The organism is Nocardia canadensis, from assembly GCF_032656385.1.
In the GTDB taxonomy this organism is placed as follows: Bacteria; Actinomycetota; Actinomycetes; order Mycobacteriales; family Mycobacteriaceae; genus Nocardia; species Nocardia canadensis.
This window is the reverse complement of the sequence record NZ_JAVCWB010000002.1, coordinates 558,275-583,843: the sequence shown is the minus strand read 5'-3', so window position 1 is coordinate 583,843 and position 25,569 is coordinate 558,275. Positions and strand designations below refer to the sequence as shown.

Annotated in this window: 22 protein-coding genes; 8 read left to right on the top strand and 14 right to left on the bottom strand. The window is 70.1% G+C overall.

Annotated elements, in window-relative coordinates:
- Window positions 1–18: 18 nt before the first annotated feature.
- Together Q7X29_RS06025 and Q7X29_RS06020 are read right to left on the bottom strand one after the other, a co-directional pair.
- Window positions 19–1,152, bottom strand: a complete 1,134-nt coding sequence (locus tag Q7X29_RS06025) for an MBL fold metallo-hydrolase (protein WP_218720792.1) — start codon at window positions 1,150–1,152, stop codon at window positions 19–21.
- Complete coding sequence (locus Q7X29_RS06020) at window positions 1,152–1,880, bottom strand: enoyl-CoA hydratase (RefSeq protein WP_218720793.1); 729 nt, start codon at window positions 1,878–1,880, stop codon at window positions 1,152–1,154. Before Q7X29_RS06020 ends, Q7X29_RS06025 begins: the two co-directional genes overlap by 1 nt.
- 90 nt (window positions 1,881–1,970) lie before the next feature.
- Between Q7X29_RS06020 and Q7X29_RS06015 the strand changes: the two genes are divergently transcribed.
- Entirely contained in the window at window positions 1,971–3,089 is a 1,119-nt protein-coding gene (locus Q7X29_RS06015; RefSeq protein WP_218720794.1) for an NAD(P)-binding domain-containing protein, read from the top strand.
- On the opposite strand, the gene Q7X29_RS06010 is transcribed toward Q7X29_RS06015, so the two are convergent.
- From Q7X29_RS06010 to Q7X29_RS05985, 6 genes are all read right to left on the bottom strand, one after another.
- Entirely contained in the window at window positions 3,070–3,924 is an 855-nt protein-coding gene (locus Q7X29_RS06010) for an aldo/keto reductase (RefSeq protein WP_218720795.1), read from the bottom strand. The two genes, Q7X29_RS06015 and Q7X29_RS06010, sit on opposite strands and share 20 nt — an antisense overlap.
- A gap of 93 nt (window positions 3,925–4,017) precedes the next feature.
- A complete protein-coding gene (locus tag Q7X29_RS06005; protein ID WP_316573707.1) occupies window positions 4,018–5,529 on the bottom strand; it encodes a carboxyl transferase domain-containing protein in 1,512 nt (503 codons plus the stop codon).
- Window positions 5,530–5,799: 270 nt separating this feature from the next.
- Window positions 5,800–6,402, bottom strand: coding sequence for a GTP-binding protein (locus tag Q7X29_RS06000; protein WP_019044951.1), 603 nt, complete (start codon window positions 6,400–6,402; stop codon window positions 5,800–5,802).
- A complete protein-coding gene (locus tag Q7X29_RS05995) occupies window positions 6,383–6,757 on the bottom strand; it encodes a DUF742 domain-containing protein (protein WP_019044950.1) in 375 nt (124 codons plus the stop codon). The genes Q7X29_RS06000 and Q7X29_RS05995 overlap by 20 nt, the downstream gene beginning before the upstream one ends.
- A gap of 7 nt (window positions 6,758–6,764) precedes the next feature.
- Entirely contained in the window at window positions 6,765–7,178 is a 414-nt protein-coding gene (locus tag Q7X29_RS05990) for a roadblock/LC7 domain-containing protein (protein ID WP_011207200.1), read from the bottom strand.
- Complete coding sequence (locus tag Q7X29_RS05985; protein ID WP_316573481.1) at window positions 7,175–10,945, bottom strand: HAMP domain-containing sensor histidine kinase; 3,771 nt, start codon at window positions 10,943–10,945, stop codon at window positions 7,175–7,177. The genes Q7X29_RS05990 and Q7X29_RS05985 overlap by 4 nt, the downstream gene beginning before the upstream one ends.
- A 319-nt stretch (window positions 10,946–11,264) precedes the next feature.
- Here Q7X29_RS05985 and Q7X29_RS05980 point away from each other — a divergent pair, with 319 nt between their 5' ends.
- The 3 genes from Q7X29_RS05980 to Q7X29_RS05970 all read left to right on the top strand — a co-directional run bounded on the left by Q7X29_RS05980 (window position 11,265) and on the right by Q7X29_RS05970 (window position 15,432).
- Window positions 11,265–13,322, top strand: coding sequence for an AMP-binding protein (locus Q7X29_RS05980; RefSeq protein WP_218716914.1), 2,058 nt, complete (start codon window positions 11,265–11,267; stop codon window positions 13,320–13,322).
- 41 nt (window positions 13,323–13,363) lie between these two features.
- Window positions 13,364–14,068, top strand: coding sequence for a response regulator transcription factor (locus tag Q7X29_RS05975; RefSeq protein WP_218716913.1), 705 nt, complete (start codon window positions 13,364–13,366; stop codon window positions 14,066–14,068).
- 107 nt (window positions 14,069–14,175) lie between these two features.
- Entirely contained in the window at window positions 14,176–15,432 is a 1,257-nt protein-coding gene (locus tag Q7X29_RS05970; protein WP_308248387.1) for a sensor histidine kinase, read from the top strand.
- Between the two features lie 78 nt (window positions 15,433–15,510).
- Here the strand turns inward: Q7X29_RS05970 and Q7X29_RS05965 are convergent, their stop codons facing one another.
- Window positions 15,511–16,167, bottom strand: coding sequence for a hypothetical protein (locus Q7X29_RS05965; RefSeq protein ID WP_316573480.1), 657 nt, complete (start codon window positions 16,165–16,167; stop codon window positions 15,511–15,513).
- A 287-nt stretch (window positions 16,168–16,454) separates the two neighbouring features.
- Between Q7X29_RS05965 and Q7X29_RS05960 the strand changes: the two genes are divergently transcribed.
- Together Q7X29_RS05960 and Q7X29_RS05955 are read left to right on the top strand one after the other, a co-directional pair.
- The gene (locus Q7X29_RS05960) at window positions 16,455–17,615 is read left to right on the top strand and encodes a YhgE/Pip domain-containing protein (protein ID WP_316573479.1); all 1,161 of its coding nucleotides are present in this window, start codon (window positions 16,455–16,457) and stop codon (window positions 17,613–17,615) included.
- An 81-nt stretch (window positions 17,616–17,696) separates the two neighbouring features.
- The gene (locus tag Q7X29_RS05955) at window positions 17,697–18,275 is read left to right on the top strand and encodes a Uma2 family endonuclease (RefSeq protein ID WP_316573478.1); all 579 of its coding nucleotides are present in this window, start codon (window positions 17,697–17,699) and stop codon (window positions 18,273–18,275) included.
- A 70-nt stretch (window positions 18,276–18,345) separates the two neighbouring features.
- On the opposite strand, the gene Q7X29_RS05950 is transcribed toward Q7X29_RS05955, so the two are convergent.
- From Q7X29_RS05950 to pdxH, 4 genes are all read right to left on the bottom strand, one after another.
- Window positions 18,346–18,705 (bottom strand): FKBP-type peptidyl-prolyl cis-trans isomerase, encoded by a 360-nt coding sequence (locus Q7X29_RS05950; RefSeq protein ID WP_218716909.1) that lies wholly within the window; start codon window positions 18,703–18,705, stop codon window positions 18,346–18,348.
- A gap of 32 nt (window positions 18,706–18,737) precedes the next feature.
- Window positions 18,738–20,051 (bottom strand): citrate synthase, encoded by a 1,314-nt coding sequence (locus Q7X29_RS05945; RefSeq protein ID WP_218716908.1) that lies wholly within the window; start codon window positions 20,049–20,051, stop codon window positions 18,738–18,740.
- Between the two features lie 271 nt (window positions 20,052–20,322).
- A complete protein-coding gene (locus tag Q7X29_RS05940; RefSeq protein ID WP_316573477.1) occupies window positions 20,323–21,624 on the bottom strand; it encodes an MFS transporter in 1,302 nt (433 codons plus the stop codon).
- Between the two features lie 50 nt (window positions 21,625–21,674).
- Entirely contained in the window at window positions 21,675–22,370 is a 696-nt protein-coding gene (pdxH, locus tag Q7X29_RS05935) for a pyridoxamine 5'-phosphate oxidase (RefSeq protein ID WP_218716906.1), read from the bottom strand.
- 128 nt (window positions 22,371–22,498) lie between these two features.
- On the opposite strand from pdxH, the gene Q7X29_RS05930 reads away from it, so the two are divergent.
- Window positions 22,499–23,620: a citrate synthase 2 gene (locus Q7X29_RS05930; protein ID WP_316573476.1), complete on the top strand. Its 1,122-nt coding sequence runs from the start codon at window positions 22,499–22,501 to the stop codon at window positions 23,618–23,620.
- Between the two features lie 205 nt (window positions 23,621–23,825).
- Window positions 23,826–24,698, top strand: coding sequence for a polysaccharide deacetylase family protein (locus Q7X29_RS05925; RefSeq protein ID WP_316573475.1), 873 nt, complete (start codon window positions 23,826–23,828; stop codon window positions 24,696–24,698).
- A gap of 74 nt (window positions 24,699–24,772) precedes the next feature.
- On the opposite strand, the gene Q7X29_RS05920 is transcribed toward Q7X29_RS05925, so the two are convergent.
- The gene (locus Q7X29_RS05920; protein ID WP_316573474.1) at window positions 24,773–25,408 is read right to left on the bottom strand and encodes a hypothetical protein; all 636 of its coding nucleotides are present in this window, start codon (window positions 25,406–25,408) and stop codon (window positions 24,773–24,775) included.
- Window positions 25,409–25,569 lie beyond the last annotated feature (161 nt).

The following is a 25,569-nucleotide window of genomic DNA, read 5'->3' as shown; positions in this document are numbered from 1 at the left end:
CTTTCCCGTAAGAAGCTGTCACTCCACATCCTCCCACCACGAAACCCGCGGTGGGAGGTCATTCGGAACCACCCGCTGGCCCGGCTTGGGCACCACCGTGGCGGTACCCGCTTCGGCCGCCGCGGACACCAGCCGGTGCACCGGCTCGGACCATCCGTGGAAGGCGAGGTTGAAGGTGGCCCAGTGGATCGGGACCAGCAGCCCGTAGCCGGGGTCGCCCAGGCACAGGTCGGCGTGCGCGCGCACCGCTTCCTCGGGATTCATGTGCACGTCGGTCCAGCGCTCGTCGTAGGCACCGATCGGCAGCAGCGTCAGATCGAACGGGCCGAGGACCGCGCCCGCCTGCGCGAAGGCCTTCGTGTAGCCGGTGTCGCCGCCGAAATAGACCCGCTTGGTGGGTCCGGCCAGCGCCCAGGACGCCCACAGCGTGGTGTTGCGGACCAGCCCGCGGCCGGAGAAGTGCCTGGCCTCGGCGCAGGTGACGGTGAGGCCGCGGTCGTTGTCGTCGCGGCCGAGCGAGACCGAGCCGCCCCAGTCGAGTTCGATGATCCGGTACTCGGGCACGCCCCAGTGACGCAGGTGCGCGCCGATACCGGTGGGCACGACGAACGGCGCGAGCTGCTCGTGGACCAGGGCGTCGACGGTGGCCTTGTCCAGATGGTCGTAGTGATCGTGGGAGATGATCACCGCGTCGACGGCGGGCAGCTCCGACAACTCACCGGGGACCGGATGCAGCCGGGCCGGGCCGATCACCGGCGACGGCGAGACCCGCTCACTCCACACCGGGTCGGCCAGCACGCGGTAGCCGTCGAGTTCGATCAGCGCGCTCGCGTGCCCGTACCAGGTCACCGCCAGCGGGGCGGCCTCGGCGGGCGGGGCAGGCGTCTCGAGCGGGACCGGACGCGACGGCCTGCCGACCCGGCTCTTGGTCAGGCCCGACCACAGCAGCGACGGCGCCGCGCCGGCGGCCATCATGCTGCTCGGCTCGGTGTTGTGGAACCGGCCGTCGCGATACGACGACTTGCCCAGTGCGCTCGGTGCGATGTCCGCGGGGCCCGCGCCGAGGGCGGTGGGCAGTCCCCACACCGCACGCGCTACCCAGGCGAGCCCGAGCGTGCTCGCCACCGACCCCGCAACGCGTGCGAGCCGCATCAGCGGCCCACGAACTTCGCCGGGCGCTTCTCCTGCCGAGCCAATCGGCCCTCCTTGGCATCGTCGCTGGTCCAGGCGGCTTCCAGGGCGGCCCGCTGCTGCGCGCTGGCCGGATCGCGGGTGCCGTCGTCGTTGAGCAGCAGTTTCATCGCCTGCAGCGACAGTGGTGCGAGCGCGGCGATGGACTTCGCCCAGTCCTGCGCGTCGGCGAGGGTGCCGAGCTTGTTGGCGAAGCCGAAGGTGTAGGCGTCGGCGGCCGAGACCGGGTCGGCCGCGAGCAGGATGGTGCGCGCCGGACCGCCGCCGATCAGCGAGACCAGCCGCGAGACCGTCCAGCGATCGACCGAGATGCCCAGCTTGGCGGCGGGCACCGCGATGAACGCGTCCGGCTCGATCACCCGCAGGTCCGACGCGATGGCCAGCTGCACGCCCGCGCCGAGCGCGCCGCCGTTGATCGCCGAGATCACCGGCACCGGGAGGGATTCGATGGTGTGCAGCATGTCGAGCAGGCCGCCGAGGAAAGACTCGGAGTAGACGCCCGACAGGTCGGCGCCCGCGCTGAAGATCGGGCCGCGGCCGGTCAGCACGATGACCCGGGCGCCCTGTGCCACCGCGTCGAGCATCGCTTCGCGCAGCAGTCCGACCAGCTCTTCGCTGAGTGCGTTGCGCCGTTCCTCGCGCTGCATTTCGATGGTGATCACATCACCATCGCGGGTCACGCCGAGCATGCATCCTCCCCAGAAGTACCGACACCGTGGATGCCATAACTCTGCCACAGGCAGCCGTCGGCGCCCGGTAAGGCGATAGCATCGGCGGCTGTGGCGACCGACTTCGACATCCTGGTGATCGGTGCCGGCCAGTCCGGTCTCTCCGCCGGTTACCACCTGCGCCGCCTCGGGTTGGTCCCCGAACGCGATTTCCTCATCGTCGACCACGCGCCGGGTCCGGGCGGGGCCTGGCAGTTCCGGTGGCCCTCGCTCACGCTGACGACCGTCAACCGGGTGCACGATCTGCCGGGGATGTCCTTCGCCGAGACGCTGCCGCCCGGCTCGGAGTCGGCGCCGGCGGCCACCGCGGTGCCGCACTACTACGAGCTCTACGAGAAGCGCTTCGACCTGCGGGTTCGCCGCCAGGTGACGGTCGACGTGGTCTGCGATCGGACCGCCGACGGGCAGTCCTGCGCCGGTCGCGGAGAGGTGCTGCACGTCGAGACCGACGGCGCGGGGACGCTGCGCACGCGCGGATTGATCAACGGCACCGGTACCTGGGAGCACCCGTTCATCCCGGTCTATCCGGGCGCGGACACCTTCACCGGCCGGCAGTTGCACACCCGCGACTACCGCACCGCCGCCGAGTTCGCGGGCAAACACGTGGTCATCGTCGGCGGCGGCATCTCGGCGGTGCAATTGCTCGACGAGATCTCCCAGGTGACGTCCACCACATGGGTCACCCGCAGCGAGCCGGTGTTCCGTTCGCTGCCGTTCCGCGAGGAGGACGGTCGCGCGGCCGTCGCGATCGTGGAGGACCGGGTGCGCCGCGGGCTCCCGCCCGGATCGGTGGTCTCGGTGACCGGCCTGCCGCTCGACGAGCGCCTGCGCGCCGCGCGCGATCGTGGCGTGCTGCGGCGGCAGCCGATGTTCGAACGAATCGAGCCGACCGGGGTGCGCTGGGCCGACGGACGGTTCCAGGACGCCGACGTCATCCTGTGGGCGACCGGGTTCCGCAGCGCGCTCGACCACCTGGCGCCGCTGCGGCTGCGCGGCCCCGGCGGCGGCATCACGATGACCGGCAGGCTCGCCACCCAGGTGGCGGTCGACCCGCGGGTGCACCTGATCGGCTACGGACCCTCGGCCAGCACCATCGGCGCCAACCGGGCGGGCCGGGCCGCGGCCGCCGAACTGACCGACTACCTGGGGATCAAGCCAGCCCGGCGCTGAAAGTGGCCGGATCGGGGCCGACCCGGGTGCCGGTATCGAGCCGGTTGATCGCCTCCATCGCCTGCGCGTCCAGTTCGAAGGAGAGCACGTCGAAGTTCTCGGCGATGCGCGACGGGGTGACCGACTTCGGGATGACGATATTGCCCAGCTGCAGATGCCAGCGGATGATCACCTGCGCCGGCGTGCGGTCGAGCTCCTTGGCGATGGTGACCACGGTCGGGTTGTCCAGCAGCGTGCCCTGCCCCAGCGGGCTCCACGCCTCGGTGGCGATGGCGTGGTTGGCGTCGTACTGGCGCAGTTCGCGCTGCGCGAGGGTGGGATGCAGTTCGATCTGGTTGACCGCCGGGGTCTCGCCGGTCTCGGCGATCACGGTCTCCAGGTCGATCACCCGGAAGTTGGAGACGCCGATCGAGCCGATCCGGCCCTGCGCCTTGAGCGCCTGGAAGGCGCGGAAGGTGTCGACGTAGCGACCGGCCGACGGCACCGGCCAGTGGATCAGGTACAGGTCCAGATAGTCCAGGCCCAGGCGCCGCATACTGGCGTCGAAGGCGCGCAGCGTGCTGTCGTAGCCCTGCTCGGCGTTCCACAGCTTGGTGGTCACGTAGATCTCGTCGCGGGGGATGCCCGAGGCGCGGATGGCGCGGCCGACGCCCTCCTCGTTGCCGTAGATCGCGGCCGTGTCGATGCTGCGGTAGCCGACTTCCAATGCCTCGGCCACCACCGGGGTGACGTCGTCCTCCGGCACCTGGAACACACCGAAGCCGAGCTGCGGAATGACATTGCCGTCATTGAGCACGATGGTGGGAACAGGGCTGCTAGCGCTACGGAAGGTCACCCGTTCGACGGTAGAAGTGGTTCGCCGTACCGTCAACGACGCACCCTCGCGTGTTTCCCCCGGTTCCGGATCGGGTAGGAAGCGGGGCGCCGGTCAGTGAACGACCCCGGGAAGACCGATTCGCCGGTAACGCGCCTGCCGTCGGGCCCGCAGTTCCGCCGTCGGCGCCGCGCGCAGGGCGGCCAGTTCCTCGGTCACCGCGAGCACCATGCGCCGGGAGAAGGCGACCGGTTCGTCGGCGGCGTCGGGGTGTTCGTCGACGATGCGGTCCACGACGCCGTCGGTTTGCAGGTCGAGCGCTCGAATGCCCTGTGCCGCAGCCAGTTCCGCCGCGTGCGAGGTGTCACGGAAGACGATGGCGCTCGCGCCCTCCGGCGGCAGCGGGGCCAGCCAGCCGTGCCCGGCGGCCAGCACCCGATCGGCCGGGAGCAGGGCCAGCGCGCCGCCGCCGGTGCCCTGGCCGAGCAGGATCGACACGGTCGGGGTGTCGAGGGTGACCAGGTCGGCCAGGCAGCGGGCGATTTCGGGGGCGAGCCCGCGCTCCTCGGCCTCCTTGGACAGCGCGGCGCCGACGGTGTCGATCACCAGGACCAGCGGCAGGCGCAGCTCCCGGGCCAGTGCCATCGCCCGGCGCGCCTCGCGCAGGGCGGCCGGGCCCATGGTGTGCTCGCCCTGCTGGCCGGAGCGGTCGTGGCCGAAGACGACACAGGGCTGTCCGCCGAACCGGGCCAGCGCCAGCACCACGGTGCGATCGGATTCGCCCTGGCCGGTGCCGCTGAGCGGAACCCGTTGGGTCACATGGCGAAGCAGGTCACGGATGCCGGGACGGCCGGGCCTGCGGGTGCTCAGTACCGAATCCCAGGCGCTCGCCGTGGAAGCGGCGGCGGTGGCCGGACTGCGTACGGGCGCGGCCCATCCCGGCTCGGCGGTGACCGGCAGGACGACGCCGCTCGCGACGCTCAAGGCCCGGTGGGCGATCCGGCGGAACACCTCGACGGTGACCACACCGTCGATCACGCCGTTGCGGTAGAGGTTCTCCGCCGTCTGCACACCGGGCGGAAAAGGCTTGCCGTACAACGCTTCGTACACGCGAGGGCCGAGGAATCCGATCAGCGCGCCCGGCGCGGCGAAGGTGATGTGGCCCAGCGACCCCCAGGACGCGAACACCCCACCCATCGTGGGATCCCGCAGATACACCAGATAGGGATGCCCCGCCGCCTTGTGCACCGCGACCGCCCCCGCGATCTTCACCATCTGCACGAAAGCGACCGTGCCCTCCTGCATCCGGGTCCCGCCGGACGTAGGCGAGGCGATCAGCGGCAACCCCAGTTCGGTGGCCCGCTCCACCGCCGACACGATCCGCTCGGCCGCGGCCACCCCCACCGATCCCGCCAAAAACGCGAACTCACACGCGATCACGGCCACCCGCCGCCCGCGCAACAACCCCTCCCCCGTCACCACCGACTCATCGGTCCCGGCCCGCCGCTCGGCGTCGACCAACTCCTGGCGATACCGCGGCGACACCGCGGGCTCGACCGGCGGCTGGTCCCAGCTCAGAAACGAATCGGTGTCGAGCAACTGCCCGATCAGGTCGAACGCCGACATACGCACGCGCTGAGCCTAGCGGGATCGGCCGCTAGCGAGCCGAGGGAACGGGACCTTCGGGGTGAGCGGTGCACGCGCTGCTCACGCTTCACCGTCGCCTGGGTACGGGTACGCGGCGCGGTTCGTCGTGGCATTCCGTTATGAACGACTACCGAGTGCTGCCGAGCAGCTGATCGATCCGCTGTGTGGCTGGCGGATCGGATCGGGGCAGCGGGGTGCTGAGGGGCGAAGCGGGGCTGCTGCCTTCATCGCGGCAGCCCCGGGTTCGGCTCAGTAGCCCTGCATGACCTTGCGCAGGGCGTACTCGGTCAAGGAGACCAGGGCCTGCTTGGCGGGCTCCCGGCGGCGGGCGTCGATCGACATGATCGGCACGTCGGCGGGGACCGCGAGGGCCTGGCGGATGTCCTCGAGCGGGTACTTCGGTGCGTCGTCGAACTCGTTGAGCGCCACCAGGAACGGTAGACCGCGAGCCTCGAAGTAGTCGACAGCGGCGAAGCTGTCTTCCAGCCTGCGGGTGTCGACCAGCACCACGGCGCCGATGGCGCCGCGGATGAGGTCGTCCCACATGAACCAGAACCGGTACTGGCCGGGCGTGCCGAACAGATACAGGACCAGGTCGTCGGCGAGGCTGATCCGGCCGAAGTCCATCGCCACCGTGGTGGTCGACTTCATCGGAATGCCGGTCAGGTTGTCGATTCCGGTACTGGCGTTGGTGACCAACGCCTCGGTGCGCAGCGGAACGATCTCCGACACCGCACCGACCAACGTGGTCTTACCGACACCGAAGCCACCGGCGACAACGATCTTCGCCGAAGTCGGCTTGCTCGTGCGGGTGTCGACCTGCGCCGTCGAATCAAATACGCCGGAGTCCACTGAGAACCCTTTCGATCAGCTCGCGACGTTCATCGTCGCTGGAATCGTCTTTCAAAGTCGCCGAGACCCGGACATGACCGGCCTCGATGAGGTCGGCCACGAGTACCCGCGCTACACCGATCGGGATACCCAATTGGGCAGCTATCTCGGCAACGGACGGCGATTGCCTGCACAACTCCACGATGGACGTTTCGAGGTTGTTCAGTTCGAACTGCCGCTCCATGGCGACCGGATGCGATGCAACGAGAGCCTCCAACGCCAACTCGACCGCCGGCCTGGTGCGGCCGGCAGTCAAGGAGTACGGGCGGACGAGGCTGGGCTCGGCGCTCCCCATGCGGTGATCGTCTATGTCCATCCCACCATCAGGAACCCATCGTGACGCGTGGCGTGGCCTGGACGGTCTGGCCCACACGCTCGACCAACAGAGCCATTTCGTAGCCCACCTGACCGATGTCACACGAGGTGTTGGTCAGGACCGCGAGATACGAGCCGTCGCCGACTGCCATGAGCAGTAGGTAACCGTGCTCCATCTCGACGACGGACTGCAGTACCGTACCGCCTTCGAACAGATTGGACACGCCGACGGAAAGGCTTGCCAGACCGGCGGTGACGGCGGAGAGCTGCTCCGCGCGGTCCACCGGAAGCTGGGCGCTCGCGGCCATCAGCAGGCCGTCAGCCGAGACCAGGACGGCATGGGCTACGCCAGGAACCTCGTTGGCGAAGTTCGAAACCAGCCAATCCAGCTGACGGTTCGTACCACCTAGATCGGGGTTCATCGGTCTCCTTTATCTCCGGTTAGGTTCATTGCCTTCATTGCGCGGCCATCCCGGACGCCCTGCTGGTGACGACTCAAGCTGGACCTGATCGTTTCGGGATCACGTTGCGGGGTGGTGTCGGCCTTACCGGTCACACCGCCAGGCACGAGCCTGCCGCCCGGGTTGCGCTGAGGCAAGCCCGCAGCGGTACGAACCTCGGGCTGAGCCTCGCTGGCCCGGCGTGCGGCCTGCCATCCTTCGTCACCCGGTGATTCGAAGGCAGCCGCCATCTGGGACCGGTCGGAATTCTCGTCCGTGAGCCACGCCGACATCATCTCCGCGAAGATCGGCGTTCCGCCCATGACGGAATCACCTTCCGGTGCCGGCTGCAACCTGGTCTGGAAGAACGACGCAGCCTTGGCCGGATTCGACCGGAAGCTGTGCCGACCCGGATCGCGCCCTGCCGACGCAGCGTTCTCCGGCCCCGCAGGATCCCGATCCCGTTGGGGCAGAGCCACTCCTGGCCCGGCGTTCGCCTGCGGTACCACAGTAGCGCCGGGATCGCGCTGGGGCAGCCCATTCGGCGCAGCCGGACGCTGCGGCAGGCCGTTGGGCGCCTCCCGCTGCGGCAGACCGGCCGCGGGAGCCCGCTGCGGGAGCCCGTTGTCGCCGGAATCACGCTGCGGCGCAGGGGCACCCGGCGCGCCGCGCTGGGGCAGACCGTTGGCGGGACGCGGCGGCTGACCGGCCGGGTCACGCTGCGGCAGACCACCGCGCTGCGGCAGCCCGGTGGACGGATCACGTTGCGGCAGACCACCGGCCTGCTCGCGCTGGGGCAACCCGGTGGAGGGGTCACGCTGGGGCAGACCACCGGTCTGCTCCCGCTGCGGGAGACCATTGGCCGGATCACGCTGGGGTAGGCCACCGGTCTGTTCCCGCTGGGGCAGGCCGTTCGACGGATCACGCTGCGGGAGACCACCGCTCTGCTCGCGGTGCGGCAGCCGCGCCGCCGGATCACGCTGCGGCAGGCCGCCGGTCTGGTCCCGCTGCGGCAGCCCGTTGGACGGGGCGCGCTGCGGCAGGCCGGTCGACGGATCACGCGAGACCGGACCGGAATCACGCTGCGGCGCACCGTTGCCCGCGGGGTCACGCTGGGGCAGCCCGGTGGACGGGTCACGCTGGGGCAGGCCGCCGGTCTGCTCCCGCTGCGGGAGACCGTTGGCCGGATCACGCTGGGGTAGACCACCGGTCTGCTCCCGCTGGGGCAGGCCGTTGGCGGGACGCTGCGGCAGCCCGGCCGACGGATCGCGCGGCGGCGCGCCGTTGGCGCCCGGCGAGCGCTGCGGCAGACCACCGGCGGTGGTGTCGCGCTTGGGCGGCGCGGTGTCGCGCGGCGGCGGGGCCTGCTCGCGCGCCGGAGCGCCGTTGGTGCCCGGCGCACGCTGCGGCAGTCCACCGGCCAGCGACTGCGGGGCACCGGCGGGCTTGGGATCGCCCGGCTGCCCCGGCGCGGACGGCGCGCCCTGCGGACGCTGCGGTCCACCGGGTCCGCCCGGCCCACCGGCCGCGAGGTTGCGCTTGGGCAGATTGGCCGCGGCCAGCTTGCCGCGCTGCGGCACGTTGCCCTGACCGGGCGCCGGCGGACGCAGGGTCGGCGAGGACTGCTCGGCGGCGTCCTGCTGCAGGCCCTGGGCCATCGAGTTCCCGGGCTGCCGCTGCGGCAGCCCACCCTGACCGGCCGGGATCGGCCCGCTGCTGACACCGGGATCGACGGTGACCATCACGTTGCCGCCCGGGGTCCGGGTGATCGCGCGGGTCTGCATCGTGCTCTGCTGGTTCTGCGGGTTCGGGCGCTGCTGCTGCGGCGGCGCCTGCTGCTGCAGCTGCTGCGGCGGCACCACCGGGCCGCCGGCGCCGGAGACGATCAGGCCGACCGGCACGTGCACGGTGACGGTGACGCCCGGATCGCGCGCGGTGTCGAAGGTCGGACGCAGGCGCACGGTCAGACCGTGCCGCTCGGCGAGCCGGCCGACTACGAACAGACCCATGTGGCGGGCGGTGTCGGGACCGGGCTCGGCGGTCTGCTCGAGCCTGCGGTTGATCTCCGACATCTCCTGCGGCGGCATACCGATACCGCGGTCGGCGACCTCGATCAGCAGACCCTGATCATGGGCCTGGGCGAAGGTGAACTTGACGTCGGTCTCCGGCGGGGAGGCCCGCAGCGCGTTGTCGAGCAGCTCGGCGAACAGGTGCGCCATGTCGGAGGCGGCCGGTTCGACCAGCGAGCCACGCGGGGTCGCGCCGAGCTTGACCCGTTCGTAGTCCTCGACCTCGGAGATCGCGGCACGCAGCACGTCGGCGATCTCGACCGGGGCCGACTTGGTCCGGCGCTGCTTGGTACCGGCGAGGATGAGCAGGTTGTCACCGTTACGGCGCATGCGCGCCGCGAGGTGGTCGAGCCGGAAGAGGTTCTCGAGCAGGCGCGGGTCCTTCTCGTCGTACTCCATCGCCTCGATGAGGGTGAGCTGATGGTCGACGAGCGACTTGGAGCGCCGGGCCAGAGTCTCGAACATGTCGTTGACCTGCGAACGCATCTGCGCCTGATCACTCGCCAGGCGCAGCGCCTGACCGTGGATGTCGTCGACGGCGCGGGCCAGCTGGCCGATCTCCTCGTCGGAGCGCACCGGCATCGGCTCGAGCGGCACGTCCTCGGGGGCGGCGCCGTTACGCAGCTGGGCGACCTCGTGCGGCAGATCGGACTCGGCGACGCGCAGCGCGGCCAGGCGCAGGCGGTGCAGCGGCACGATCATCGAGCGGGCGACGAACACGGCCAGCAACAGCGCGGCGAGGATCGTCGCGATGACGACGCCGGTGTAGGACCAGGCGCCGGTGGCGGCGGTGGTGGTGAGTTCGTCCATGGACGACTCGATGGCCTTGGTGGCCTGGTCGACGACGCCCTCGTAGCCGACGAGGCTGGTGACGAGCGACGTACGCATGTCGCCGATGGGCAGTTTGCCCGCCGCGACCTCGGGGCTGCTGACCAGGTTCTGCCGGACGTCGGCCTGCGCCTTGAGGTCCGCGATCACCCGATCGCCGTCGGGGAAGCGGTTGGCCAGCACGTCGAGCAGGTGCCGCTCGGTGGCGACACCGGTGATGAAGTCCTGCGAACCCTGCGGCAGACCGCGCAGCATCTCGGAGATGCCTGCCAGCTGGTCGACGAGCACGGAACGGGTGTTGAGCGAGTCGACGAGGCGCAGCTTGGCCTGGTCCATGACCGGATCGCTGACCTGGGCGATGGTGGTCTCGACGATGTCGACGCTGTCTTTACGCATCTGCTCGACCGAGGCCAGCGCGGGCTCGGCCGACGAGGTCAGCGCCTTGCCCTGGCCGCGCACGTTCTTGGCCTGCGAGATCATCCGCTGCAGCGCCTCGTGCGCCCGCGGCAGATCGGTCAACCGGCCCAGTGAGGACTCGGCGGCGGCGATGGCCGCATCGAGATCGGCGAGGTCCTTGTCGGTGACCAGGGTGACCCCCGGCCCCGCGGGAACCATCTGACTACCGGTGACCCGCGCCGAGGTAGCACTCAGCGCGGTGACCGACGGAATCGAGTCGACCTGCTCATTGATGCTCGACAGCCGGTTGGCCTCCGAGAACTCCGAGGTAATTCTCGACACGCCGAGCCCGACCGCGACCGCGAGCGGCACGGCCAGCACGGCCGTAACCTTCCAACGCAGGTCCCAGTTGCCGAGCGCCCAGCGCTTGCTGCCGGACCTAGCGGCGTCACGCATCTCCCACTCACTTTCCAAACTGGCCTCGTACCTTGCGCCATCAGCGAACCTCCACAGGCGCGATGGCGGCTCACCAGAGTTGACTGGCCGAGAACTGCGGCTGGCCGAGAAATTGCGTCTACGACTGCCCGAATAAGTGACATCAGATTCTAACGGATCAATAACTTCTTGGCTGACTCCCGGTAGAGGTCCGCGCGATGACCTGCCCGTTCCAGGCAAAACCAAAGGTCGCGGCACCCCCTCGGGTGTCGCGTGAAGTCTGCCACAATCATCAGGATCTATCGAGCGGGCATCGAAGCGAGGCTAGGGAGTCACGGGCTTGGACGTGGAACACGAGTACCGACCGGTCTATCAGACCAGTCTGGTCGACCCAGCCGACTTCTGGTCCGCCGCAGCTCAGGCCATCGAGTGGGACGTGGCGCCGCAGCAGATCGTCGACGCCGCCGACAAGCGCGCGGCCCGCTGGTTCCCCGACGCCCGGCTCAACACCTGCGTCAACGCGCTGGACCGGCACGTGCGAGCGGGCACCGTCGCCGAGGGCGGGCACGCCGATCAGGCCGCCCTCATATATGTCTCCGCTATGACGGACACCACCACCGTCTACACCTACGCCGAGCTGCTCGACGAGGTCGCCCGATTCGCCGGAGCCATGCGTGATCTCGGCGTCGTGGCCGGTGACCGGGTGGTGATCTACCTGCCGATGATCCCCGAGGCCGTGATCGCGATGCTGGCCTGCGCCCGCATCGGCGCGGTGCACTCGGTGGTGTTCGGCGGCTTCGCCGCGCCCGAACTGGCCGCCCGCATCGACGACGCCGAACCGGTCCTGGTGGTCACCGCCTCGGGCGGCATGGAGCCCCACCGCCGCATCGACTACCCGCCGATCGTGCTGCAGGCGCTGGATCTGGCGCAGACGGCGTCGGTGCGCACGGTGATCGTCAAGCAGCGCCCGGAGTTCCCGACCATCGAGTTCCCGGCAGCGCTGCCCGCCACCGACGTGCTGCCGTCCTCGGAGCAGACCGTCGCGGCCCGCTGGGTCGACTGGGCCGCCACCGTCGCCGACGTCACCCCGGCCGAGCCGGTCTCGGTCGCCGCGACCGATCCGCTCTACATCCTCTACACCTCGGGAACCACCGGCAAACCCAAGGGCGTGGTCCGCGACAACGGCGGGCACGCGGTCGCGCTGGCCTGGTCGATGCGCAATATCTACGACGTCGGCCCAGGTCAGGTGTTCTGGGCGGCCTCCGATGTGGGCTGGGTCGTCGGCCACTCCTACATCGTCTACGCGCCGCTGCTGGTCGGCGCGACGACCGTGCTCTACGAGGGCAAACCGGTCGGCACCCCCGACGCGGGGGTGTTCTGGCGGATCATCGACGAGCACGACGTGCGGGTGCTGTTCACCGCGCCGACCGCGTTGCGCGCGATCCGACGGGCCGATCCCGAGGCCGCCGCCGCCCACCGCCACGACCTGTCCCGGCTGCGCGCGCTGTTCTGCGCGGGCGAGCGGCTGGACCCGGCCACCTTCGAATGGGCCTCCGGCACCCTGCTCGCCGACCACCCCGACACCCCGGTGGTCGATCACTGGTGGCAGACCGAGACCGGCTGGCCGATCTGCGCCGACCCGCTCGGCCTGCAGGAACTGCCGGTCAAACCCGGTTCGTCGTGCGTGCCGGTGCCCGGCTACCGGCTGCGGGTGCTCGACGCGAACGGCAATCCGGTGCCGACCGGCGTCGAGGGCAACATCGTCATCGGGCTGCCGCTGCCGCCCGGCGCGCTGACCGGGCTGTGGCGCGACCGCGAGCGGTTCATCCGCTCGTATCTGTCGGCCTTCCCCGGCCACTATCTGACCGGCGATTCCGGTTACTTCGACGAGGACGGCTACCTCTACGTCCTCGGCCGCAGCGACGACGTGATCAACATGGCCGGGCACCGTCTCTCGGCGGGCAGCATCGAGGCCGCCATCGCCGGGCACGACGCGATCGCCGAATGCGCCGTGATCGGTGTGCCCGACGAGCTCAAGGGCCACCTGCCGCTGGCCTACGTTGTGCTCAAGCAGGGTGTGGAGGTCGATCCGGAGCAGTTGCGGACCGAGCTCGCCGAGCGGGTGCGCGAGCAGATCGGCGCCATCGCCACCCTGCACAGCGCGATCATCGTTTCGGGCCTGCCCAAGACCCGTTCGGGCAAGATCCTGCGCAAGACGATCCGCCAGCTCACCGCCGGGGAACAGGTGGAGACGCCGGCCACCATCGAGGACCCGGCCGTGCTCACCGCGCTGGCCGACCGCATCCTGGCGAATCCGCCGCTGGGCAATCCGCCCCCGGCCGCGCAGGACACGCCCACCCCCGACCTCGACGGCGACCCGGTGGCCCCGACGGCCTGACCATCGGGCCCGGTGGTGGCCGCCGCCCCTAGGATTGCGGCGTGACCGATCGTGCTGCCTCCACTGTCCTGGTCGTCGACGACGACGAGGACGTCCTCGCCTCGGTCGAACGCGGCCTGCGGCTGTCCGGGTTCCAGGTGCTGGTCGCGCGCGACGGCGCCGCCGCTCTGCGCGCCGTCTCCGAGCACGCGCCCGACGCGGTGGTGCTCGACATGAACATGCCGGTGCTCGACGGCGCGGGCGTGGTGACGGCGTTGCGGGCGATGGGCAACGACGTGCCGGTCTGCGTGCTCAGCGCCCGCGCCTCGGTCGACGACCGGATCGCGGGCCTGGAGTCCGGGGCCGACGACTACCTGGTGAAACCGTTCGAACTGGCCGAGCTGGTGGCCCGGATCCGGGCCCTGCTGCGCCGCCGCACCGATGCCCCGGAGCCGGTCGCGCCCGGCGCGATCAGCGTCGGCCCGCTCCAGATCGACGTGGCCGGATACCGGGCGCTGCTGCACGGCAAGGAAATCGAGCTCACCAAACGAGAATTCGAATTGTTGTCGACGCTGGCCCGGAATGCGGGTGTGGTGTTGACGCGTGAACGGCTGCTGGAATTGGTGTGGGGTTACGATTTCATAGCCGATACGAATGTCGTCGACGTGTTCGTCGGATACTTGCGACGCAAACTCGAAATAGATGACACGCCAAGGATTTTGCACACGATTCGCGGCGTAGGGTTCGTGCTCCGGGAACCGAAATGATCGAGGCCCCGCCGAAACGCCGTCGGAGACAATCGTTTTCGCTCCGAACTCGGGTCGCGGGCGCGGCCGCGGCGGGTGCCGTCATCATCGTCTCGATCGCCGCATTCGTGGGTTTCCAGGCGATCGAACGCAACAATGTGACCCAAACCGACCAGCAGCTCGAGATCGCCTCGCGGATCGTGCTGATCGAGCCGGTGCTGGCCACCGGCTTCGTCAACCTGACCGGTCTGCAGACCACCATGGCGCTCACCGTGCGCGACAACGGCCAGGTCACCGCGTCCAGCTCCACCCAGCTGCCCGATCTGCCGCCGGGCTCGCAGACCGTCGAGGTCAACGACCAGCCGTACCGGGTGCTCACCACCACCGAGAACCAGCCGGCGGGACGCACCGTCTCCCTGGCCATCCCGACCACCGAGGCCGCCAAGGCCACCGCGGACCAGCAACGCTGGGTGCTGCTGGGCGCCGCGATCGCGGTGGCGGCGGCCGCGGCGCTGGGCTGGCTGCTGGCCGGTCGCGCCGTGGGGCCGATCGTGAAGCTGACCAAGCAGGTCTCCGCGCGCAGTTCCTTCGGCGACCCCGACCACTCCGCCCAGCCGGTCGACGGGTCCGGTGTCGACGAAGCGGTCAAACTGGCCGACGCGGTGAACACCATGCTGGCCCGCGTCGACGAAGCGCAGGCCGAGACCGCCGCCGCGCTGGAGACGGCCCGCGATTTCGCCGCCGTGTCCGCCCACGAGCTGCGCACCCCGCTGACCGCGATCCGCACCGACCTCGAGGTCCTGCGCACCCTCGACCTCACCGACGAGCAGCGCCGCGAGATCCTCGACGACCTCGCCCGCAACGAGACCAGGATCGAGACCACGCTCACCGCGCTGGAACGCCTGGCCCGCGGCGACCTCACCGCCGAGGCCGACCACATCCCCACCGATGTGGCCGATCTGTGCGACCAGGCCGCCCACGACGCCATGCGCCACAACCCCGGCCTCTCGGTCCGCATCGACACCGACGCCGAGCTCGTCACCCGTGGGCTGCCCGCCGGTCTGCGGCTCGCGATCGACAACGCGCTGACCAACTCGGTCAAGCACGGTGGCGCCACCCATGCCGTCGTCTCGGCGCATCGCGCGCCCGGCGGTCGCATCGTCATCGCCGTCGACGACAACGGCACCGGCGTGCCGGTCGCCGAGCGCGACGCCGTCTTCGCCCGCTTCGCCCGCGGGACCAATGCCAGCAAGGGCGGGTCCGGCCTCGGCCTGGCGCTGGTGGCCCAGCAGGCCCAATTGCACGGCGGGCGGGCCTATTTCGAGGACAGCGCGTTCGGCGGGGCTCGGCTGGTCATCGAACTGCCGGCCCGGGACACGCCCTAGACGCGCGATAGCCCCGCCGCCGCGACAAGGCGCGACGACAGGGCTATCACGGAGCTATTGATCAGCCTCGTCGAGGGATCAGGGCAGCACCTGCGGCACCGACTCCGGGATCACCAGGCCGATGACGGCACCGATCACGGCACCGGTCAGCGCGGTCGAGATCACCGACGGGATGGCGCAGAAGACGTAGCCGATGATGAACGCGGCCAGTGCGGGCACGCACATGATCGCGGCGGCCAGCGCGCCGATGGTGGCGCCGGCGGCCGCACCGTTCTGGACCGGGTCGTGGTTGCCGGCCTCGGGGTTGGTGGCGATGTCCTTCAGCTCGGTGCTGGTGTCGCCGGACAGCTGCGGCGCCATCTGCACGGTCTTGCCGTCGGCGGAGACCACCGAGGCGATCGCGATGGCGTTGCCGTCGACGGTGTTGAACTTGAGCGGGACCTCGCCGACGGTGACACCGGTGGCCGAGACCACGGTGACGGCGTCGGGGGTGATCACGAAGCGGCCGTTGTCGACGCTCGCGGAGATGGTGCGCAGGTCCGGCGAGACGGTGGTGCGGAAGTCCACGCCGTCGGCGGCACCGGCGCTGGCCAGGCCGGTGGCGATCTGCGCCTGACGCTCGGTGTCGACGTCAGCGGCCGCGACACCCGCGGTGACCAGCGACGTGGCGACGGCCAGCGGCAGCGCGGCCACGAATGCGCGACGGCCCGCCCGGGTGATGGTGCGGTGGAACATGTTCGATGTCTCCCTCCCGATGCCCCCGGCGAATCCCCGAACCCCCCGGACGAATCGATGAAATCTCGATCTCGATTGACTCGAGATTTGTATCGGACCCGGAGAAACAATGGAAGGCACTGTGATGCACGCCATATCACGACATCGTTTGGCGTCCCGATGAGCGGGAATCGCCCGCCCGAGAACAGGTTCCGGCACACCGTCAGCTATCCCCGTCGTGCCATCCTCACCGAACTCTCAGACATCTCCCACGACCCGGCGCGAACTCGCTCGATACCGTCGGCGGCGTGATCGGAAAACGCACCAGGATGGTCTGTCTCGTCGCTGCTGTCGCGCTGGCGGGTGGTGGTATCGCCGCGTGCGCGGGCACCGCCGACTCCCCCACGGGGTTCGCGCTCGTCAACGCCGATACCGGGCCGACCGGGGAGCGCGTGGCCAAGGCGGTCCAGGACGCCGGCGGCTACGAGTGGACGGTGGCCAAGCCGGGTGAGCTCGACGCGGCCGACTACGCCGCGGTGATCACCCTGCCCGCCGATCTCACCGCGTCGATGGCGACGCTGGCCACGCCGGAACCCAAGCGCGCCAAGGTCACCGTCACCGCCCACGACGGCGCGGACGAGAACGTCGTCAACGGCGCCGTCGCCGCCGTGACCCACCGGATCGGCGCCTCCGGCGTCGACGCCGCGCTGGCCGCGGTCTCCCAGGCCCGCAATCAGATGACCTCGGTGCAGTTCACCGCGCAGCTGCTCAACGCCGGCGTCACCGCGGCCGCCGACGGCGCCGCCCAGTTCAGCGGCGGCGCCAGCGAGATGCTCGGGTTCCTCGACTTCGCGAAACAGGGCGCGGGAGAACTCACCTCGGCCATCGAGCTGCTGAACCAGACCGTGGACGGCGCGACCAAGCAGGCGAACCAGCTGGCCGACGCGCTCGGCGCCACCGGCGTCACCATCGCCGGCGTGGAGCGTAGCGCCACCGCGCTGAGCACCGGCCTGGACCAGGTCCTGCCGCTGCTGCGCGCCCTGCCGTTCGCCACCGATCCCCAGCTGGCCGACATCATCACCAAGCTCGAAGCGCTGCGCGGCATCTCGAGTCAGGCGGGCGCCCAGCTGACCGGCCTGGCCGATCTGACCGGCGCCGCCGTCGACCCGAACACCGACCTCGGCACCCTGCTGCGCACCGTTGTCACCCGGCTCGACAGCGCCCGCACCCAGCTCACCCAGGGCGCCGAACTCGCCAAGGGCCTGCCCACTCTCGCCGAACAGGGCGGCGCCCAGATCACCTCCGCGATCGAACAGATGACCACCGGCGTCGGCGCCCTGCAGAACATCGTCGGCAACCTCAACACCCAGACCGGCAAGGCCATCGAGGCCCTCCCCGCCCGCAGCACCACCCAGAACTCCGCCCTCGCCCTCGCCCTCACCGACCCGGTCGAGGTCGTCCGGGAGTAGCGACATCGCGACCCGCGTCGTCGGCATCGGCCTTCTTCCAGACCACAAGTCCGCTCGCGGCCTGGCGGTATGCTCACCGGCATGACGATCCAGCCGACGGATTCGCTCCCTCATCTGATGACCGAAGAGGAGTACCTCCGGCTGCCGGAGGCCGCGGCGCGTGAGATCGAAGTGGTCCACGGGCATGTCATCGTGTGTGAATCGCCTACTCCGGAACACCATCGCATCGCTCGGCGCCTGGCCGACGCTGTGGAGCGGCTGCCCAGTACCGAGCCGTGCATCCGGGTCGACACCGACATCGACGTGGTGCTGTGGCGCGTCCCGAAGTTCACCTTTCGCCGCCCTGACGTGGTGATCTACCGCTGCCTGGACAGGCCGGGAGCGAAACCCGAAGCCGCCGACGCGTTGATCGTGGTCGAGGTGTCGTCGCCGTCGACCGCCGCCGAGGACCTGCTGGACAAGAAGGCCCAGTACGCGCGGGTCGGGATACCCCTCTATCTCGTGGTCGTGCTGGACACCAAGTTCGGGATCGAGGAGGTACTCGAGTTCCGCCTCGACGCACATGCCCGGGAATACCGATTGCACCAGATCCATCGCGGCATCGTCGCGCTCAGTCACGTCGTCGTCGGCGAAATACCGATGGCCGACCTCACCCGCTGAGCACTCCTCACACAGACAACTGAGGCCGGGTTCCTGTCGGGAACCCGGCCTCAGTGTGTTGTTCGGCTGGTCAGTTCGCGTTGAGCAGGTCGATCACGAAGACCAGGGTCTTGCCGGAGAGGTGGTGGCCCGCGCCGGCGGGGCCGTAGGCGAGCTCCGGCGGGATGGTCAGCTGGCGACGGCCGCCGACCTTCATGCCAGGGATACCTTCCTGCCAGCCCTGGATCAGGCCGCGCAGCGGGAAGGTGATGGACTCGCCACGGTCCCACGAAGAGTCGAACTGCTCGCCGCTGTCGAACTCGACGCCGACGTAGTGCACCTCGACGGTGCCGCCGGGCACCGCTTCCTTGCCTTCGCCCTCGACGAGGTCCTTGATCACGAGCTCGGTGGGCGCTGGGCCCTCCTGGAATTCGATCTCCGGCTTGGTCATTCGGCTATCCCCTTCGATAGTTTCAGTTCGGACTAACGGCCAGCGATGTCGCGGTAGTCACGCTCACCGTAACCGGTGTAGATCTGGCGCGGGCGGCCGATCTTGAGCGGCTCGGAGTGCATCTCACGCCAGTGGGCGATCCAGCCGGGCAGGCGGCCCATGGCGAAGAGCACGGTGAACATGCGGGTCGGGAAGCCCATCGCCCGGTAGATGACGCCGGTGTAGAAGTCGACGTTCGGGTACAGGCGCCGCGAGACGAAGTAGTCGTCGGTGAGGGCGGCCTCTTCGAGCTGCTTGGCGATGTCGAGCAGCTGGTCGTCGCCGCCGATCTTCGACAGGATCTTGTCGGCGGCCTGCTTGACCAGGGTGGCGCGCGGGTCGTAGTTGCGGTAGACGCGGTGCCCGAAGCCCATGAGCTTCACGCCGTCTTCCTTGTTCTTGACCTTGCGGATGAATTCCTTGACGTCGCCGCCGTTGGCCTTGATCTCGTCGAGCATCTCGAGCACGGCCTGGTTGGCGCCGCCGTGCAGCGGGCCCCACAGCGCGTTGATGCCACCGGACACCGAGGTGAACAGGTTGGCGTCGGAGGAGCCGACGAGGCGCACGGTCGAGGTGGAGCAGTTCTGCTCGTGGTCGGCGTGCAGGATCAGCAGCATGTCGAGCGCGGCGGCGATCTCGGGGTCGACCTCGTAGGGCTCGGCCGGGAAGCCGAAGGTCATCCGCAGGAAGTTCTCGACCAGGCTCAGCGAGTTGTCCGGGTAGAGGAACGGCTGGCCGACCGACTTCTTGTACGAGTAGGCCGCGATGGTGGGCAGCTTGGCCAGCAGGCGGATGGTGGACAGCTCGACCTGCTCGGGGTCGCGCGGGTCCAGCGAGTCCTGGTAGTACGCCGAGAGCGCGTTCACCGCCGACGACAGCACCGGCATCGGGTGCGCGTTGCGCGGGAACCCGTCGAAGAACCGCTTCAGATCCTCGTGCAGCAGCGTGTGGCGGCGGATGCGATCGGTGAAGTCGTCGAGCTGGGCCTGGGTCGGCAGCTCGCCGTAGATGAGCAGGTAGCTGACCTCGATGAAGGTCGAGCGGCCGGCCAGCTGGTCGATCGGGTAGCCGCGGTAGCGCAGGATGCCCGCTTCACCGTCGATGTAGGTGATGGCCGACTTGGTCGACGCGGTGTTCATGAAACCGGGGTCGTAGGTGACGTAGCCGGTGCTGGCCAGCAGCTTGCCCAAGTCGAGTCCGTCGTTGCCCTCTGCGGCCTTGGTGACCGAAATCGGGAACTCGCCACCGGGGTACTGCAGTACCGCCTTGGCGTCATCGGCGACGTTGGTGATGTTCTCAGCGGGCACGGAAGGATCCCTCTCAGGCTAGAACCGTAGGCACCGATGCGGTCGGCACGCGGTGCACTTGCGCTAACGCTAGCTGTTGTTCGGTCGAGACAAGCAATCAGGGTTGTCCTGCGCCGTTCTCACACCGGGGCCGATCGGCGGTGAGGTCGGCGCACAGCTGCCGACCTGCGCCGATCCCCTGTTCGCCGACCTCGCGCGGTGCTGCCGCGCACGGCGGCGGGCCCCCGCGCGGGCGAATCGGCGATAGTCATGTAATCCCTTCTCGCACAACTCAATTGACCAGTGAATCGGTGTGCGCGCGGGTCACCCGGTAACGGACGAAGGCGGGGAAGGCCAGTGCGGCGAGCACCACCCCGATGACGACCAGAACACCGCCACCCGCGGCAGCTACAGCGGTACCCAGGCTCGCCGCGGCGAAACCGTGGGCAACATCACCGATCCGCGGCCCACCTGCGACAACCACGATGAACACGCCCTGCAGACGGCCGCGCATCTCGTCGGTGGAGACGTTGAGCAACATCGCCGTGCGCAGCGCCGCCGAGACCATGTCGACCGCGCCGCCCAGGGCCAGGAAGGCCACCGCGATCCACAGCCACACCCCCAGCCCGAACAGGTGCCCGGCCAGCCCCACCGCCAAGCCGAACCCGATCATCGCCACGCCCCAGATCACGATGCAGACGATCACCGCCAGGCCCTGCCTGCGGATGCGCGGCACCCAGCCGGAGAACACCCCGCCCAGCACCGCGCCCGCCGAGATGGCCGCGAACAGCAGACCCAGCGCGACACCGCCCTCGACCGGGTCGTGGAAGGTCTCGTGCGCGATCTGCGGGAACAGCGCGCGCGGCATGCCGAACACCATGGCGATGATGTCGACGACGAACGACGCGAGCAGGATGCGCTGCTTGGTCAGATAGCGGAAACCGTCGATGACGGCGCGCAGCCCGGCCCGGCGCTGATCGCCGGTGGGCGGGAAGGCGGGCAGTTTCCACACCGCCCACACCGTCGCGAGCAGCGCGATCGCATCGATCAGATACAGCGTCGACAGGCCGAGCACCGGGATGAGCAGACCCGCCAGCACCGGTCCGGCGATCATGCCGACGTTCTGCACGGTCATGCTCAGCGAGCTGGCCGCGGCGATCTGCTCGGGCGGCAGCAGCCGGGCGATGGCCGCGCTGCGGGTGGGCTGGTTGACCGCGAAGAACGCCTGCTGGGCGGCGAACAGGCCCAGCACCAGCCACACGTTGTTCGTCCCGAGCGCGGCCTGCGCCCAGAACGCCACCGCCGTCACACCGGTGCCCGCCGTGGTGATGATCAGCAGGTTGCGCCGGTCCATCACATCGGCCAGCGCGCCGCCCCAGAGCCCGAACACGACCAGCGGGACCAGGCCGAACAGGCCGGCCAAGCCGACGTACCCCGAGCTGCCGGTGATCTGGAAGATCTGCTGCGGAACCGCGACCACCGAGAGCTGCGCACCGATGACGGTGACGATGTTGGTGGTCCAAAGCCTGCGATAGTCGGGATGACGCAGGGGTTCGGTGTCGGCGAGCAGCTTCACTCGCCGCAGATTAGCCATCGCCGGGCGATCGCAGAACGGATGCGCTCGGTGAGATACCCCACCGCTCGTTAGGGCTGCAAACGTTCCACGGTTGTGCCTGCGTCGCCGATCCGCACGACGATCCGGTTGTGCAGCCGACCCCGTCTGCCCTGCCAGAACTCCACCTCGTCGGGCCGCAGCAGGTACCCGCCCCAGAACGGCGGGACCGGAATGTCGTCGACGTCGGCGAAGCGGGCCGTGGCCTCGGCCAACGACCGATCCACCTCCGCGCGCGAGGCCGCGGGCCGCGACTGCCGCGACGCCCACGCGCCCAGCCGCGAGTCGCGCGGGCGGGTCTGCCAGTAGGCCTCGGTCACCTCGGCGGGCACCCGCTCGGTGATCCCGCGCAGATGGACCTGCCGGGCCAGCGCGGGCCAGACGAAGGTCGCCGCGGCGTACGGGTCGGCGGCGAGCTGGTTGCCCTTGGCCGAGTCGTAATTCGTGTAGAAGGTGACGCCCTCGGGCGCGAGTCCCTTGCACAGGACGGTGCGCGCGACCGGGCGCGGGGCCGGGCCCGACAGCGACACCGTCGCCAGCACCATCGCGTTGGATTCGGCGATGCCGAGACCGCGCGCCTGCTCGATCCAGCGGCGCAGCAACGGTTCCCAGCCGCCGGCCACCCAGGTCTCGTCGAGGTCGGTCTCCTCCGGCACCGACAGCGGGTCGCCGTAGTCGACGCGCATGGCGGCGAGGTCGGCCGCGGTCGCGGGTTCGTGGTCAACCATGAGGACAGACGGTACGCCGGGACGCGGGCCGGGAAGGGGTCCAGGTCTGGCCAGGGGCGACGTTACTACCCGGTATCCCCAGGGCTATGGTTCAGAAAGATCGGCATGCCCCTGCAAGGAGAGTCACCATGACTACCAGCTCGGTACCACAGGATTTCGTCAGCGGATTGGAAGGCGTGGTGGCCTTCACCACCGACATCGCCGAGCCGGACAAGGATGGTGGCGCGCTACGTTATCGCGGCGTCGACATCGAGGACCTGGTCACCAACCGCGTCACCTTCGGTGATGTGTGGGCCCTGCTGGTCGACGGCCAGTTCGGCCGCGGCCTCCCGCCCGCCGAGCCCTTCCCGCTGCCGGTGCACACCGGTGACGTGCGCGTCGACGTGCAGGCCGGTCTGGCCATGCTCGCCCCGATCTGGGGCTACGAGCCGCTGCTCGACATCGACGACGAGACCGCCCGCGAGAACCTGGCCCGCGCCTCGGTGATGGCGCTGTCCTACGTGGCGCAGTCCGCCCGCGGCATCTATCAGCCCGCCGTTCCGCAGCGCAAGATCGACGAGTGCACCACCGTCACCGAGCGGTTCATGACCCGCTGGAAGGGTGACCCGGACCCGCGCCACACCGAGGCGATCGACGCCTACTGGGTCTCGGCCGCCGAGCACGGCATGAACGCCTCCACCTTCACCGCCCGCGTCATCGCCTCCACCGGCGCCGACGTGGCGGCGTCGCTGTCGGGCGCGATCGGCGCCATGTCCGGCCCGCTGCACGGCGGCGCCCCCGCCCGCGTGCTCCCGATGATCGAGGCCGTCGAGCAGAGCGGCGACGCCCGCGCGCTGGTCAAGGGCATCCTCGACCGCAAAGAGAAGCTGATGGGCTTCGGCCACCGCGTCTACCGGGCCGAGGACCCGCGCGCCCGCGTGCTGCGCGCCACCGCCAAGCGTCTCGACGCCCCGCGCTTCGAGGTCGCCGCCGCGCTGGAGCAGGCCGCGCTGGCCGAACTGCGGGAGCGTCGCCCGGATCGGGCCATCGAGACCAATGTCGAGTTCTGGGCCGCGGTGATCCTGGACTTCGCCGAGGTCCCCGCGCACATGATGCCCGCCATGTTCACCTGCGGCCGGACCGCGGGCTGGTGCGCGCACATCCTGGAGCAGAAGCAGCTGGGCAAGCTCGTTCGCCCCGCCGCCATCTACACCGGCCCCGGCCCCCGCACCCCCGAAGAGGTCGCCGGCTGGTCCACCATCGCCAGCTGACCCACCCCGCATCGCCCGACCGGGCGTCGACGGCCACCCCGGCCGCCGACGCCCGGTCGTTGTCGATCTACCGGTCGTTCGTCTCCACGACATCCGGCGCCGACAGGATGTGTTTCGCGGAACACAGCCGGTCGACGGCCTGTTCCGGCTGGTGGAGCGCTCGGCGGCGGTAATGTTCAGCCGACCTGATCGATAAGGGTGGGCGGTGCGGAACGAGGGGTTTTCCCGGCGTGAGCTTTTCGGCGCGGGGGCCGCGTTGGCGGCGGGTGTGCTGACCGGCTGTGCCGCCGCGCAGGGTGATTCGGCCGCGCCCGAGGTGGCAGCCGGGCCATCCGTGGCCGCGCCGCCGACCGCGCGGCCGATCTCGACCGTCGTCGCGCCGACCGCCGTCTCACCCGCCGCGGTCGCCGCCCGGCACGCCGGCGCTCGGCCACACGCGTGGGGTGTCGATCTGCCCGGCATCACCACCGGATTCCCGGCGAGTGGCAAGCAGCTGGCGCTCACCTTCGACGCGTGCGGCGGGCCGGGCAACAGCGAGGTCGACCAGGCGCTGCTGGATCTGCTGATCGCCGAGCGGATTCCGGCGACGCTGTTCCTCAACAAGCGCTGGATCGACGCCGATCCCGGTCGCGTGCAGCGGCTCGCCGCGAACCCGCTGTTCGAGCTGGCCAGTCACGGCGTCGCGCACAAGCCGCTGTCGGTGACCGGGCGGGCCGCCTACAACATCGCGGGCACGGCGTCGGCGGACGAAGCGGTGCACGAGGTGTGGGCCAATCACGAACGCCTGCTCGAGCTGACCGGACGGGCGCCGCGATTCTTCCGCGCGGGCACCGCCCACTACGACGACGTCGCGGTCGCCATCGTCGCCGAGCTGGGCGAGACCCCGCTCGGGTTCACCGTCAACGCCGACTTCGGCGCCACCGCCTCGGCAGCCCAAGTACAGCGGGCGATGAGTGCGGCCACGCCCGGTGGCATCGTGCTCGCCCACATGCACCGGCCGAAGTCGGGCACGGCAGCCGGGATGGCCGTCGCGATTCCGGCCTTGCGCGCGGCCGGGTTCACCTTCGTTCACCTGTAGTCACGGCGTCGTCCACCGGTAGCCGACACGCGGTCCGGGTGGACCGCCGCTCAGCTGGCCCAGGCCGCGGGCATTCAGGTCAGGCTGGTGAAGTCGATGGCGACGGAGGCGCCGCGATCGACGGTGAAGAAGGCGGCGTCGAGGCGGGTGCCGAGTTCGATCTGCCCGACCGCGGCCAGCGGCACCGGCTGGATCAGCCGCACCCGCCACGGCGACGGCTCGTCCCAGGCCCGCAACTCCAGGTCCAGGCGCAGCACCGGATCGTCGCGGCCGGTGTAGTCGGCCGCGATCGGCGCGACCGCCAGGACCGTCGCCTCCGCGCGGCGCCCGTTGGCCAGGATCTTGGCGGCCGCGCTGCGTCCCGACCGCGGCACCTCGGGGACGAACAACACCACGCGTTCCCGATCGCCCGGGTCGACGCGGCAGCCGACGACGTCGCCGGGCTGCATCCATTCCAGATCCTGGCTACGCACCCGCTGCCGCACCCGCGCGTCGTAGACCAGCTCGTCGGGCACCTGTACCCGCACCGAGAACCGGTATCCGCCCTCCCCACGCCGGGATCGCACCGACAGCACGGTGGCCGTGGCGGGTAACCCCCTCATCAGCAGTTCTCGCCGGGAGCTCTCGGCCAGCAATCCCGGCCGTCTCCCGAACGCCCACACAAACCGGTCGAGCAGGGTCCGACCCGAGTCGGCCACGGCGAGGCTCATAGCAGAAGCGTAATGCGAATGCCCTACGCACAAGGGCAAATTCCCCGCACGCGCCGATCCGGGTCGACGTGACGGCCGCGCGGGGCCCGCGGTCGGGGCGTTCCGGGCACCTGCCGGGCCCGACGGTCCACCGGGTCGAGCTGGGCACCCGCCCAGCACGC